15 protein-coding genes are annotated in these 14,690 nt (G+C 42.0%); all 15 read right to left on the reverse strand.

Features of this window, described 5'->3' with window-relative positions; all coding sequences use genetic code 11:
• Window positions 1–1,562 (reverse strand): FAD-binding protein (locus AAF462_03480; GenBank protein ID MEM7008173.1); only part of this gene is annotated, 1,562 nt, incomplete at its 3' end.
• Complete coding sequence (locus tag AAF462_03485) at window positions 1,562–2,293, reverse strand: succinate dehydrogenase (protein MEM7008174.1); 732 nt, start codon at window positions 2,291–2,293, stop codon at window positions 1,562–1,564. The genes AAF462_03485 and AAF462_03480, both read right to left, overlap by 1 nt.
• A gap of 64 nt (window positions 2,294–2,357) precedes the next feature.
• On the reverse strand, window positions 2,358–3,299 hold the full coding sequence (gene mdh, locus AAF462_03490; protein MEM7008175.1) for a malate dehydrogenase: 942 nt from the start codon (window positions 3,297–3,299) through the stop codon (window positions 2,358–2,360).
• Window positions 3,300–3,362: 63 nt separating this feature from the next.
• Window positions 3,363–4,598 (reverse strand): isocitrate dehydrogenase (NADP(+)), encoded by a 1,236-nt coding sequence (gene icd / locus AAF462_03495; protein ID MEM7008176.1) that lies wholly within the window; start codon window positions 4,596–4,598, stop codon window positions 3,363–3,365.
• Between the two features lie 109 nt (window positions 4,599–4,707).
• Window positions 4,708–7,398: an aconitate hydratase AcnA gene (acnA, locus tag AAF462_03500; protein MEM7008177.1), complete on the reverse strand. Its 2,691-nt coding sequence runs from the start codon at window positions 7,396–7,398 to the stop codon at window positions 4,708–4,710.
• 157 nt (window positions 7,399–7,555) lie between these two features.
• On the reverse strand, window positions 7,556–8,788 hold the full coding sequence (fabF, locus tag AAF462_03505; GenBank protein ID MEM7008178.1) for a beta-ketoacyl-ACP synthase II: 1,233 nt from the start codon (window positions 8,786–8,788) through the stop codon (window positions 7,556–7,558).
• Complete coding sequence (gene acpP, locus AAF462_03510; GenBank protein MEM7008179.1) at window positions 8,788–9,033, reverse strand: acyl carrier protein; 246 nt, start codon at window positions 9,031–9,033, stop codon at window positions 8,788–8,790. The genes fabF and acpP overlap by 1 nt, the downstream gene beginning before the upstream one ends.
• 20 nt (window positions 9,034–9,053) lie before the next feature.
• Window positions 9,054–9,800, reverse strand: coding sequence for a 3-oxoacyl-[acyl-carrier-protein] reductase (fabG, locus tag AAF462_03515; protein ID MEM7008180.1), 747 nt, complete (start codon window positions 9,798–9,800; stop codon window positions 9,054–9,056).
• On the reverse strand, window positions 9,793–10,719 hold the full coding sequence (gene fabD, locus AAF462_03520) for an ACP S-malonyltransferase (GenBank protein ID MEM7008181.1): 927 nt from the start codon (window positions 10,717–10,719) through the stop codon (window positions 9,793–9,795). The genes fabG and fabD overlap by 8 nt, the downstream gene beginning before the upstream one ends.
• A 31-nt stretch (window positions 10,720–10,750) precedes the next feature.
• Window positions 10,751–10,948 (reverse strand): 50S ribosomal protein L32, encoded by a 198-nt coding sequence (gene rpmF / locus AAF462_03525; GenBank protein ID MEM7008182.1) that lies wholly within the window; start codon window positions 10,946–10,948, stop codon window positions 10,751–10,753.
• A gap of 38 nt (window positions 10,949–10,986) precedes the next feature.
• Entirely contained in the window at window positions 10,987–11,517 is a 531-nt protein-coding gene (locus AAF462_03530) for a DUF177 domain-containing protein (protein ID MEM7008183.1), read from the reverse strand.
• Window positions 11,518–11,588: 71 nt separating this feature from the next.
• Complete coding sequence (locus AAF462_03535; GenBank protein MEM7008184.1) at window positions 11,589–12,560, reverse strand: dipeptide ABC transporter ATP-binding protein; 972 nt, start codon at window positions 12,558–12,560, stop codon at window positions 11,589–11,591.
• A gap of 1 nt (window position 12,561) precedes the next feature.
• Window positions 12,562–13,545 (reverse strand): ABC transporter ATP-binding protein, encoded by a 984-nt coding sequence (locus AAF462_03540; GenBank protein ID MEM7008185.1) that lies wholly within the window; start codon window positions 13,543–13,545, stop codon window positions 12,562–12,564.
• A 6-nt stretch (window positions 13,546–13,551) separates the two neighbouring features.
• Complete coding sequence (locus AAF462_03545; GenBank protein ID MEM7008186.1) at window positions 13,552–14,556, reverse strand: ABC transporter permease; 1,005 nt, start codon at window positions 14,554–14,556, stop codon at window positions 13,552–13,554.
• Window positions 14,553–14,690 (reverse strand): diguanylate cyclase (locus AAF462_03550; GenBank protein ID MEM7008187.1); only part of this gene is annotated, 138 nt, incomplete at its 5' end. The genes AAF462_03545 and AAF462_03550, both read right to left, overlap by 4 nt.

A 14,690-nucleotide genomic window follows, 5' to 3' on the forward strand; every position in this document is an offset into this window, starting at 1 on the left:
CTCTCTTCTCTTTGGTGAGCGCATCTGGCTATTGCCTCTGATACTATGAGCATTGATTTTAGGTCTTTGCAAAGATGCCATCCGGGGTTGTACATCCTGGTTCCCTCAATCTTTAATACTTGTGCTCTTTCTTTTAGTACTCCAATTTCTTCTATTCCTTCGTGGAGCTTTTCTTTAGTACGGAAAACACCTACAAACTCACCCATGATATCCTGAAGGGCATGATGGATTGTGTATGGGTTCTCGCCTTGTTCATTGCTATAAGGCTCAAGCATTTCATCTGTAGCTTTTTTGATTTCAACATCGTCAATGTTAACGGCATTGTCGGTTAGCTCATTTGCGTACTGTGCTGCTCCTAGACCGGCCCTTCTTCCAAACACGAGAAGGTCAGAAAGGGAATTTCCTCCTAAGCGGTTTGCGCCGTGCATACCTCCGGCAACCTCGCCTGCTGCAAATAGTCCTGGAACAGTAGTCCCGGCACTGTCAGCGTCAACTCTAACTCCTCCCATAACATAGTGAGTGGTTGGGAATACTTCCATTGGTTCCTTTGTTATATCTATCTCTGCAAACTCTTTAAACTGATGGTACATACTAGGGAGTTTCTTTTTAACGTATTCTGCCCCTCTGTGCGAGATGTTTAAGAAAGCGCCTCCGTGTGGTGATCCTCTGCCCTCAAGAACTTCGGTATAAATAGATCTAGCCACTACGTCCCTGGTAGATAACTCCATTCTTTCAGGGTCGTATTTTTCCATAAATCTCTCGCCTTCTCTGTTTGTTAGTATTCCACCCTCGCCCCTAACAGCCTCTGTCACCAGAATACCTTTTACGCTTGGGGGCCAAACCATTCCAGTTGGGTGGAACTGAACAAATTCCATATCTATAAGGTCTGCACCTGCTTCGTAGGCAAGAGCATGTCCATCACCTGTATATTCCCAGGAGTTAGATGTAACTTTGTATGATTTTCCAATTCCGCCAGTGGCAAGAATTATTGCTTTAGCTTTAAATAGTACAAATCTTCCGCTTTCTCTCCAGTATCCAAAAGCGCCGGATACGCGCTCTCCGTCCTTTAGAAGATGAGTAATGGTAGCTTCCATATAAACATCAATACCGGTATGTATTCCTTTATCCTGAAGTGTTCGGATCATCTCAAGCCCAGTGCGATCACCAACATGAGCTAGTCTTTTCCATGTGTGTCCGCCAAAAGCTCTTTGGTTGATATTTCCTTCTTTTGTTCTATCAAACAGTGCTCCCCAGTGCTCAAGCTCTCTGACTCTGTCTGGAGCTTCTTGAGCATGGATCTGAGCCATGCGCCAGTTGTTCAGGAGTTTTCCACCGTGCATTGTGTCGTGGAAGTGAGTTTTCCAGTCGTCTTTTGAGTCAACGTTTGCAAGCGCTGCTGCAACACCGCCCTCAGCCATAACAGTGTGGGCTTTTCCTAATAGTGATTTGCACACTAGGCCAACTGATGCTCCTTGTGCTGAGGCTTCAATCGCAGCTCTTAGACCTGCCCCACCTGCTCCTATAACAATTACGTCATGTACATGTGTTTCAAACTTTTCCATTATATTATCCTTATATCTGTGATTACACCTTTTGCAAGTAAGAAAATGTAAAGATCAGCAAGCGCTACGCTAAATAAGCTGACCCACGCCCATAGCATGTGGTTTTCGTTCCATCCGCTTACTTTTTCCCAGAGTCTAAATCGGGTTGGGCATTTTGAGAACACATCTAACCTGCCGCCTACTAAGTGGCGGAAAGAATGACATGATAGTGAATACATTGTTAGAAGAAATACATTCACGAAAAGCACAATTGTTCCAACACCAATTCCAAACCCATCTGCAAACCATAGGGCATGAAAAGCATCAACCCAAAGGAAAAACAGAATTACTCCTGCTGCGTAGAAAAAATAGCGGTGAATATTTTGAATTATAAATGGAAAGCTAACCTCGCCCTGGTAGGATCCTTCTTTGCCTAGGGGTTTAACAGCACATCCCGGAGGAGCCATAAAGAAGGAGCGGTAATAAGCTTTTCTATAATAGTAACAGGTAGCTCTAAAACCAAGCGGCGCCCAAAGAATCAAGAGCGCTGGTGAAAGCGGCCACCAAGATGTAAGAAGATACGGCGAATAAAAAGGAGATAAATATGGCTGCACTAAAAAATCAACATTTGAAAATGCTCTCCATGTAGAGTATAAACCAAATGAACCTAGAACCGCTGCAGTTATAAGTGGTTGAATCCACCATGCATCGCTTCTTAGCGTAATTGAACTTTGTGCAGTCCCATTTGCCATTGTAATTTCTCCCTTAACCTAGCCTAAATATTATTTATTTACATATTATTAGCTTACCTGAAATTTAAAGAATACCCATGCCCTCAATCTCTTCGCAGAGCTCTTTAACATGGCTTGCTGAAACGTGAAGCTCTTTAGTTTCCGAATCGCTTAAATCAATTTGAAATACTTCTTCAATTCCAGCAGTGCCTAATTTAACCGGAAGCCCAACAAATGTATCTTGAACTCCGTATTCTCCCTGCGCCAATATGCAGCATGGAAGAATCTTTTTCTTATCTTTTAGAATTGCTTCAACCATCTCTACTGCTGAAATAGCAGGTGCGTAGAAAGCGCTTCCTGTTTTAAGAAGCTTTACGATCTCTCCGCCTCCGCCTCTAGTTCTCTGGATAATTTCTTCAAGTCTTTCAGCTGGAATTAGCTCAGTTACCGGCACACCTGCAACAGTGGTGAACCTTCCAAGAGGTACCATGTCGTCTCCGTGTCCGCCTAGAACAAAGGCGTTAATGTTTTCAACTGACACGCCTAGTTCCATTCCGATGAAAGCCCTGAACCTAGCTGAGTCTAAAACTCCGGCCATTCCCATTACTCTTTCTCTTGGGAATCCGCTAATCTTATGAGCAACATAAACCATAGCATCAAGAGGATTTGTAACAAGAATTAATATTGCATTTGGTGAGTGTTTTGCTACGTTTTCAGTAACTTGTTTAACAACTTTAGTGTTTGTTGCAATAAGATCATCCCTGCTCATTCCAGGCTTACGTGGGATACCTGATGTAATAACTACAATATCTGATCCAGCTGTATCTTCATATCCATTTGTTCCTGTAATATTTGCGTCATATCCATATACCGGATTCATTTCCATCATATCAAGCGCCTTTCCTTGCGGCATGCCCTCTACGATATCAACTAGTACTATGTCGCCTAGCTCCATTTGAGCCAGCATTAATGCTGTTGAAGCGCCTACATTCCCGGCGCCAATAACTGAAATTTTTGGTCTAGCCATCTAACTACTCCTTTATTTTTTCTTTGTTAATACAGAGGTTTTAATACCCCATCCAATGCTTTTTTAAACCTTGTCCATATTCTCTGCTATGGCTTCTCCAAACTCTGAGCACTTAAGCAGTTTTGCACCGTCCAACTGGCGCTCTAAATCATATGTGACAGTTTTATCTAAAATTGTTTTTTCCATTGCTTTAATTATAAGCTCGCCTGCTTCATCCCATCCGAGATACTCAAACATCATCACGCCTGAGAGGATTACTGAACCAGGGTTTACCTTGTCTTGACCAGCATATTTAGGAGCTGTGCCGTGTGTGGCTTCAAATAGAGCCATATAGTCTCCGATGTTACCGCCAGGGGCCATTCCAAGGCCTCCAACTTGTGCAGCGCAAGCATCCGATAAGTAGTCTCCGTTTAGGTTCGGAGTTGCTATTACCTGATAATCTCTTGTTCTGGTAAGAATTTGCTGCAGCATATTGTCTGCAATTCTATCTTTGATGACCACTTGCCCATCAGGTTTTTTGCCATCATATTTATCCCAAAGATCGTCCTCTGTTAATGTGGAGTCATGGAATTCTTCTTTTGATAAATCATAGCCCCAATCTCTAAATGCACCCTCTGTGTATTTCATAATATTTCCTTTATGAACAAGAGTAACGCTATCAAGATCTTTTTGAATAGCATGTTTGATTGCTTTCTTTACGAGTCTTTTAGTTCCGAGAGGGCTAATAGGTTTAATTCCTATTCCAGAGTGCTCTCTTATGTTAACACCATATTTTTCAACTAAGTATTTTCTTATTTCATACGCTTCTTTAGTTCCGCTTTCCCATTCAATTCCTGAGTACACGTCCTCTGTGTTCTCTCTGAATATGACCATATTCATGTCTTCTGGCCTTTTAACTGGTGACGGGGTGCCTTTTATATATCTGACAGGTCTAACGCACGCATAGAGGTCTAGAATCTGTCTTAGTGCTACGTTAAGACTGCGAATACCTCCGCCGACAGGCGTTGTAAGCGGTCCTTTAATTGCTACTGTGTATTCTTTAATATCTTCAATGGTTTGATCTGGAAGCCATTCCCCTGTTGCCTCAAACGCTTTTTCCCCGGTTAGCACTTCGTGCCATACTATCTTCCTCTCACCACCATAGCATTTCTCAACAGCGGCGTCGAACACGATTTGCGATGCATGCCAAATATCAGGGCCTATGCCGTCTCCTTCTATAAATGGTATTATTGGGTCGTTTGGAACGATAATACGGTCATTCTCTTTATCAATCTGGATTTTGGTACCCTGTGATGACATTATATAAACTCCTCTTTATTTATCTCTATTTTTGGACACAAAATATAAACAAATTAAAACAAATTTCAAATAATTACGGCAATTCTCACTAAAAAAATTCTAAATACGCTTAGCTCTGCATCATTTGTCTGAGCACAGTCTGTAAAATGCCGCCGTTTTTGTAGTAATCAACCTCAACCGGACTATCTAGGCGGCAAGTAGCTGTAAATGTGAAATCTTGTCCCTCAGGAGGCATAACTCTTACTAACATTTCCTTTCCTGCAGACAGTCCGTCATCAATGCCTTCTATATCAAATTTTTCATATCCGGTAAGCCCTAATGTCTCGGCGCTCTCGCCTTGTTTAAATTGTAGAGGTAGAACACCCATTCCAACTAGGTTACTTCTGTGGATTCTCTCAAAACTCTCAGCGATAACTGCTTTTACTCCTAGGAGCAGCGTGCCTTTGGCTGCCCAGTCCCTTGAGCTTCCTGTTCCGTACTCTTTTCCGCCAATCACAATGAGCGGAACTCCCTCCTGCTGATATCTCATTGATGCGTCATATATTGCAAGCTCTTCATCTGTGGGAACATGCTTTGTTACTCCTCCCTCAGAGCCTTCGACCATGAGATTCCTAATTCTGATATTCGCAAATGATCCCCTTACCATAACTTCATGGTTTCCTCTTCTTGAGCCAAAACTGTTAAACTGGCGCTGCTCAACTCCTTTGGATACCAAGTACTTACCTGCCGGTCCATCTTTTGGGATTGAACCCGCTGGCGATATATGGTCTGTTGTAATGGAGTGTCCTAATAATGCCAGCGTGTGAGCGTCTTTGATATCACCAGTTTCTGGGAGATTGAGTGAAAAGTCATCAAAAAAGTTTGGCTCTCTTATATATGTAGATTCATCAGTCCAGTCGTACAAGTTTCCTTCCGGGGTATCTAGAGATTTCCATGTCTCATCACCTTCAAAAACTTGTGAGTACTGAGCTTTAAATATTTCTGGATTTAGAACGCTGGATACAGTTTGTTTTATTTCATCCTGTGTCGGCCATATATCTTGTAAGAACACTGGCTCTCCATCTGAACCTGTTCCAATAGGTTCTTTGTAAATGTCGATATCAACTGTGCCTGCGAGTGCAAATGCTACAACTAATGGCGGTGAGGCAAGATAAGAGAATTTTACAAACGGGTGTACCCTACCTTCAAAGTTTCTGTTTCCGCTTAGCACTGCTGCAACTGTCAGATCATTTTCTTTAATTGATTCTTCTATAGGCTGAGCAAGAGGTCCAGAATTTCCTATGCATGTTGTACAGCCGTAGCCGACTAGGTCAAACCCTAGTTTGTCTAGGTCATCTGTTAAGCCTGCTGCATCTAAATAGTCAGTTACCACTCTTGATCCCGGCGCAAGACTTGTCTTTACACTCGGGTCTACAGTAAGACCTTTCTCAACAGCTTTTTTAGCCACAAGTCCAGAGGCAACCATAACTGAAGGGTTTGAGGTGTTTGTGCAGCTAGTAATAGCAGCAATTGTAACTGAGCCGTTTCCTAATTCAGTTGAATCTCCGTTTAGCTGAACTCCCACCCTCTTATCTAGGTCTGCACCGTTTCCTGTTTTTTCTTTGAGTGAATATTCAAATGATTCTTTTAGTTCTTTTAGAGATACCCTGTCCTGAGGTCTGCTTGGTCCTGCCATTGAAGGTTCAACAGTTGAGATATCAAGCTCAAGAGTATCCGTGTATGAGGGATCAGGTGTTTCGTCAGTTCTGAATATCCCCTGCTCTTTTGTATATGCTTCTACTAGTTCAACTACATCTTCTCTTCCAGTGACTCTAAGATAGTTAAGTGTCTCTGCATCGACTGGGAAAAATCCCATAGTAGCTCCGTATTCAGGGGCCATGTTTGCAATTGTGGCCTTATCTGATAGAGCTAGCTGACTAAGTCCTGGTCCATAAAACTCGACGAACTTACCAACAACGCCTTTTTTCCTTAGCATTTCAGTTACTGTAAGTACAAGATCGGTTGCGGTAACTCCCTGTGCTAGTTCACCGTGGAGTTTAAAACCAATTACGTCAGGGATCAGCATATATAGCGGCTGGCCCAACATAGAAGCTTCAGCCTCAATACCTCCTACTCCCCAGCCAAGTACGCTAAGGCCGTTTATCATTGTTGTGTGTGAGTCTGTTCCTACAAGAGTATCTGGGAAAGCTACTTTCTCCCCTCCGACCTCTTTAGTAGATACTACACTAGCCAGGCACTCAAGATTTACCTGGTGCACAATTCCTGTTCCTGGTGGTACAACTCTAAAGTTATCAAACGCTTTTTGTGCCCAGCGCAAAAATGCATATCGCTCGCCGTTTCTCTCGTACTCGCGTTCTACATTCATCGTAAACGCTTTGTCGTTTCCGAAATAATCAACTTGAACTGAATGGTCAATCACGAGGTCAACCGGCACAATAGGATTAATTTTCTCTGGATCTCCTCCGAGTTTGTTAACAACAGATCTCATTGCGGCTAAATCAACTACGCACGGCACACCTGTAAAATCCTGCAGTATAACTCTTGCCGGATTGTAAGGGATTTCCTGGTTTTTATTATCAATTGGGCTCCAATTTGCAAGCGCTTTTACATGTGTATCGTTTACGACGCTCCCATCATAATTTCTAACAACGTTTTCAAGTAGTATTCTGATCGATACGGGCAGCTTAGATAAGTCTCCGCCAAATTGCTCTGAAATAGTTTTTAAAGAATAGTATTTAACATCGCCAGAGGATGTATTAAGCGTAGAAAGTGCATTCAATTTGTTGTTAATCTCACTCATAACAAATCTCCTTGATAAAAATTTCCAGATGAAATGGATGGATCCGAGAGTCAGGGTTATTCTACAGTTAAATCAGCACAAATCAAGATTTATGCAGTGATATTTTGCTATATCATTAATATTAAGCAGGAAAAGTGTCCGACAGTCCGTAAAAGCTTTAGCTAACCTTTCTAAATATCAATGTTCCATTAGTGCCGCCAAATCCAAATGAGTTACTTAGCACCGTTTTAATTTGAGCATCTCTAGCTTCATTAGGAACATAGTCCAGATCGCAGTCCGGATCAGGTGTCGTGTAATTAATTGTTGGCGGCAATACGCCTTCATGTATAGCTAAAACACTAAGCGCGGCCTCCAAGCCACCCGCAGCGCCTAGTAAATGCCCTGTCATTGATTTTGTTGAGCTTACGGGGGTGTCGTAGGCTGCATCTCCTAGTATTTCTTTGATTGCCTTAGTTTCATTTGCGTCATTTAGCTGAGTTGAGGTTCCATGAGCGTTTATATAGTCAATTTCTTCAGGATTTATCTGAGCTTCTTTAATAGCGTCCTGCATACATCTTACCGGTCCATCTAGTGATGGTGCTGTAATGTGGCTTGCGTCCCCGCTCATTCCAAATCCGAGTAGCTCCGCATAGATCCTTGCGCCTCTTTTCTTGGCGAACTCCATTTCTTCCAATATTAGAATCCCAGAGCCTTCACCAATAATAAATCCGTCTCTATCCTTATCAAATGGACGGGAAGCCCCCATGGGGTCTTCATTATTAGTGGAAAGAGCTCTCATTGCGTTAAAGCCGCCGTAACTAAGCGGGTTAATAGGAGCTTCAGTACCTCCGGCAATCATAATGTCCGCCTCGCCTCGTTTTATGTTCATAAGAGCATAACCAATAGCGTGCGCACTAGCCGCGCATGCGGTTGTTGTTGAGCAATTTGGTCCCTTTGTATTAAAGGCTATTGAAACCTGACCTGAAGCTAGGTTGGTGATGATGTTTGGAATTACAAAAGGTGAAAGACGGCCTGGTCCTCTTGCTTCCAGTGATATCACGGCCTCTCTAAATGTATCCATACCTCCAATACCTGTCCCAATCATTGTTCCTGCTCTTGGCGAGAGTTCATCTGTGATTTCTAGTCCGGCGTCTTCCATTGCAAACTTGGTGCTAGCCATTGCGTATTGTATAAACCTATCTAGTCTTCGGGCTTCTTTGGGATTCATATAATCCTCAGCATTAAAATCCAGTACCTCTCCACCGATCTTTGTTTTATGATCAGAGGTGTCAAATCTATCAATTAATCTAATCCCGGATTTTCCGCTTAGAATGCCGTCCCAGGTTTCTTTATTACCAATCCCCAAGGGTGTTAAAAGGCCAATGCCAGTTACTGCTATCCTACGGTTCATTACTTTTTGCGCTCCACGATAAAGTTAATTGCATCTTGAACTGTAATGATCGACTCTGCATCCTCGTCTGAGATCTCTAGTCCGAACTCATCTTCCATAGACATAATTAATTCTACTAGGTCTAGAGAATCTGCTCCTAGATCCTCGATGAATGAAGATTCAGGCGTGATCTCATCCTCTGATTTTCCAAGCTGTCCTGCGACCATTTCCTTAACTTTAGCTAGAATTTCTTGTTCCTGAGCCATGATAAATACCTCCTTAATTTTTATGTATAAATTCCACCGTTGATTCTAAATACTTCACCAGTGATATAAGAAGCGTCATCAGATGTTAAAAAAGCTACTGCACCTGCAACGTCTTCAGTAGTACCAAATCTATTCATTGGTATTCTAGAAATATAATCTTTTTTTAATTCCTCTGTTAATTCATCTGTAATATCAGTCTGGATAAATCCAGGGCTGACAGCGTTGACAGTGATGCCTCGTGGGGCCATTTCCCTAGCGCATGCTTTTGTAAAACCAATTATTCCCGCTTTAGATGCTGCATAGTTTGTCTGGCCGGCATTACCCATCTCACCGACTACTGATGTAAGATTCACAATGCGCCCCTCACGTTGTTTTAGCATATTGCGGGTAACAGCCTTAGTACAATTAAAGATCCCTTTTAAATTTATTGACATAACATTGTCCCAATCCTCTTCTTTCATTCTCATAAGAAGTGTATCTTGGGTTATTCCAGCGTTATTAATCAGTATATGAAGACCTTGGTGATTTTCAATTATTTTATCAACAGCCTCATGTACAGCATCAAAGTCAGATACATCGAACTTTACTATTTCTGCAGTACCTCCAGCATCCTCAATTTCTTTTTTTGTTTCGTTTGCTGCTGCGTCATTCTGAGTGTAATTAATTATCACATTTGCTCCATCTGCCGCAAGCCTTTTTGCAATTGATTTGCCGATACCTCTTGAACCACCAGTTACCAATGCCACTTTGCCTTTAAGATTATGCATTTTTCATCGACTCCAGTTGTGATATCTTCTCAAAATTGTTAACAGTAACGTCAGAAAGCGTTCTTTTTATTAATCCTGATAGGACATTTTTAGGTCCTATTTCGATAAAATTGTCACATCCTTCTTGTTTTAACACACTGACAGATTCAAACCATCTGACGGGGCTTGTAACCTGACTTATAAGAAGCTCTTTAACTTTACTAGAATCATTTGTAACTGATGCTGTGCAATTTGCAACTAACGAAGCGCTCATTTCACCTACATCTATTTGATCAAGTACCTCTGAGAGTTTATCTGCTGCTGGCTTCATTAGCGCGCAGTGGAAAGGTGCGCTTACATCTAAGGGCACCACCCTTTTAGCGCCTTCGGACTTAGCTATTTCAGCAGCTTGTTCTATTGCTTCTTTGTTTCCTGATATAACAATTTGACCAGGTGCGTTTAGGTTTGCAGGGCTTGCAATCATGCCATTTTTAGAGACTTGATCACATATATTTTCAACTTGTTCTTTTTCAAGACCAAGCACCGCTGCCATCGCTCCCATTCCTACCGGTACAGCTTCCTGCATAAATTCACCGCGTTTTCTTACAGTATGAACACCGTCCGATAATTTAATAGCTCCATTTGCAACAAGCGCCGAATACTCGCCTAAGCTATGTCCTGCGACAAAGTCAGCACTGAAATCAGTCTCGTTTTGCAAGACTCTAAGGCAGGCTATACTTGTAGTCAAAAGAGCTGGCTGAGCATTTGCCGTCAGTGACAGCTCACTCTGCTCTCCTTCGAAACATAACCCGGATAAATCAAACCCGAGGGTATCGTTAGCTTCTTGAAATGTCTCTTTGGCTATACTGAACTCATCATATAGCTCTTTTCCCATTCCCACATACTGGGAACCCTGACCGGGGAACACAAAAGCAATCATATATTGTTATCCTTGAAAGAAATAGAAATAATTATGACTCTACTTCAAATTCTTGACTCTCTTTAATGAATGTCCTTCCTTTGTAGAAACCGCAGCTCGGGCATGCCCTGTGTGGGGGTTGGTACTCACCGCAGTTAGGGCAAGTTGATAAACCCGGTTTAACTAATTTATAGTGGGTTCTTCTTTTTCTGGATCTGGACCTAGAGTGTCTTCTCTTGGGAAGTGCCATTTTTTTAATCTCCCTTATTTATTCTCAAATATTTGTTCTCAAATTTTAAGATCTTTTAGTATTGCAAACCTGGGATCTATCTCCTGCTGCTCGCAATTGCAGACCTCAGAATTTAAATTTATTCCGCATTTACCACATAATCCTTTACATTCTTCACTGCAAACTACTTTGACAGGCAGTGCAATTGCAACCTGTTCTCTTAAATAATTACTCAAATCTATTTCGTCACCCTGATAAGTTTCATGCTCAAGGTCATCTTCTTCATGAATCTTATCAGCAGGTGAAAGAACTAAACTCACATTAGGGTTTAGTTCTATTTTAACAGGTTCTACGCATCTTGAACATGGAGACTGAATAGAAAGGCTTATATTACCAATAACCGTTATTTCTTTAAGTACCCTATTTACCTTTAAATCTATACCAATTTTTGATATAAGCTGAATCTCATCACCCTCAGACCAAAGCTCAGGAAGATTTGTCAGCCACTCAGGCTCCTCAACTGCTTCAATATGTACTCCACTCTCCGTTATGTCAGAAACACGGAGTAGAGTTGCGTGTGTTGATATCATCTGACTGTCAAAGAAAATTATTGGCTTTAAATAATAATACAAGATTGCTCATTTGCAAGTACTGCTATTTATTAAACCAAATGACAGGATACGAAATGACCATTGCCTACATCTCTGAGCTCAGGTTCATAGGTTTTGCATTTGTCCACTGCAATTGGGCATCTGGGATGAAAACTGCAGCCGGATGGAGGGTTTATAGGGCTTGGAACATCACCTTTAAGCACTGTTGGCTCTCTTTTTCTGCTAGGGTCCGCAATTGGCACCGAGGAGATTAATATTTTTGTATATGGATGTAGCGGGTTTTTATAGAGTTCTTTGCTTGGGGATATTTCAACTATCTTACCTAAATACATAACAGCCACTTTATCACTAATATGCCTAACTACCCTAAGGTCATGTGAAATAAACAGATAAGTCAGCTTAAACTTTTCTTGCAGTTCTATGAACAAGTTTATAATCTGTGCCTGAACTGAAACATCAAGTGCCGATATAGGCTCATCGCAGACTATAAACTTCGGCTTAAGAGCTAGAGCCCTTGCAATTGCAATACGCTGACGCTGCCCACCGCTAAACTCATGAGGATATCTTGTAAGGGCATCCTCTCTAAGACCAACGGTGATCATAAGCTCTTTTACTAAATCCCGTCTTTGTTCTCCAGAGGCGACGTTATGTATTGTTAGTCCTTCGGATATTATGCTCTCTACTTTCATTCTTGGGTTAAGTGAACCGTAGGGGTCTTGGAATACAATCTGCATTTCCCGTCTAAAAGGCCGCATTGCTGAGGGGGTTAAGTTGGTAATGTCATTGTTCTCAAAGAGAATCTCCCCATCACTTGGTTCAAGGAGTTTAAGAATGGTTTTGCCAAGCGTTGTTTTTCCGCACCCGCTCTCGCCGACAAGCCCTATGGTCTGGCCTTCTCCTATTGAAAGGTCAATGCCATCCACTGCTTTTACATAATTTGTTACTCTAGATAATATCCCCGATTTTATGGGGAAATATTTCTTGAGTCCTTCGATTTTGATTAGTTCTTTCATATCAGCCATGTCAGCTCTCTATTTTTACCTCATTTGTTCTCCAGCATGCTGCTGAGTGATTTCCATGTACTATTTCAAGAGGTGGCTCATCTGATTTGCATTTATCAATCACAAGCGGGCAGCGCTCGGCAAATCTGCATCCTAACGGAAAATTCTCAGGGCTCGGTACAACTCCGGGTATGGCATTTAGCATCTCTTTGTTTTCATGAAGATCGGGGACTGAATTTAAAAGCCCTACTGTATAAGGATGGTGAGGCTCTTTAAATATATCTTGTGTTTTTCCATGCTCCACAACTTTTCCCGCATACATTACATATACTTCATCAGCTACTTCTGCAATTATTCCAAGGTCGTGAGTTATCAGTAGTACCGCCATTCCCATTTTTACTCTTAGTTCGTCTATGAGCTCTAAAATCCCCGCCTGAATAGTCACATCTAGAGCTGTAGTCGGCTCATCTGCTATCAGCACTTCAGGGTTGCAGGCAAGTGCCATTGCAATCATAACCCTTTGAGACATTCCTCCGCTAAGCTCATGCGGGTAATTGCTTATTCTTCTCTCGGGGGCTGGTATTCCCACCAGCTTAAGGAGTTCGATTACCCTCTCATATTCTTCTTTTCTTGATAGATTAAGGTGTGTTCTGAGCGCCTCTCCTATTTGATCGCCCACGGTGAAAACAGGGTTTAAGGAGCTTATCGGCTCTTGGAATATCATAGATATCCTATTTCCTCTGATCGATCTCATATCACGGTCTGAGTAATCAAGAATATTTGCTCCGTCAAACATGATCTCTCCGGTATCAATACTTCCGGGAGGCTCTGGTATTAATCTCATTGCTGACAGCGCTGTCACCGTTTTGCCGCAGCCGCTCTCTCCTACGACGCCTATTATTTTTCCCTTGGGCACATTTATAGATACCCCGCCAACTACCTCTACTTTCTTTCCCTCAGAGGCAAATGAGATTCTTATGTCCTTAATTTCAAGAGCGTTTTCCATTTTCTTTTATTCACTTCCCAAAAATTTTGGGTCAATTGCGTTTCTAAATCCTTCTCCTAAAAGATTAAATGAGGTCACAGTTACAAATATAGCCGCACCGGGAAATAGGACAAGCCACCAGGCGAAATCTACATAGCGCTGAGACTGAGAAAGTATATCTCCCCAGCTGGGCTCTGGTGGCGGGACTCCAAAACCTAAGAAACTAAGTCCCGATTCAACAAGTATGGCTCCTGCAACACCAAATGATATGTCTACCAACACAGGTGCAAGCGAGTTTGGTAGCATATGCTTCATCATCACTCGCCAATCGTTTCCGCCTAAAGCCACAGCGGCGTCCACGTAATCAAATTTTCTAAGCTGTAGGAACTGTCCCCTAACTAATCTTGCTATTCCTGTCCAGCTTGTGGCCCCTATCACTATCATTATGTTATAAATGCTGGGGTCTCTGAAAGCTAAAATAGTCAATATTAAAAAGAACACAGGAAATGTCATCATGACTTCAAACAGCCTAGAGACTATAAAATCTATGGTTCCCCCGTAAAAACCTGCAATAGCGCCCAATATAATTCCAATAAACGCAGCAATACCTACTGCTACAAATCCTATAGATAGAGAAATTCTAGCGCCGTGGATCATACGGCTTAGCACATCTCTTCCTCTATCATCAGTTCCAAATAGATGCTCTTTTGAGGGTGGCGTAAGGACTGAAAGCAGATCGTTTTCTGTCGGGCTATATCTAACAGGAGGGAAGATTGCAAAATCGCCCTCCCCTAGGTTTTTATCAAGCTGTTTAAAATCTGTTCCAAAGAACTCACTGTATCTAAATAGGACTGGGAAATAGTATTCATTTTGGTACTTGAGCACGATTGGTTTATTGCCGGCTAGAAAGTCTTGGAAAACCGCAATTCCAAAAAGAAGGATAACCACACTCAGCGCAACCATTGAAAGCTTGTCTTTCTTTAACTTCTTCCAAACTGATCCCCAGTATCCAGTGCTCGTTGTTTCGCTCATTTCTTAGCCTCAAAACTGATTCTGGGATCTACAAGAACATATACAAGATCAGCAATAAGTATTCCTATAAGAGTGAGCACTGCCGAAATTGTTGCTATTGCCATAATCACAGGATAGTCACGTGAGAGTACTGA

The organism is Thermodesulfobacteriota bacterium (assembly GCA_039028315.1).
Taxonomy (GTDB): Bacteria; Desulfobacterota_D; UBA1144; order Nemesobacterales; family UBA2774; genus CR02bin9.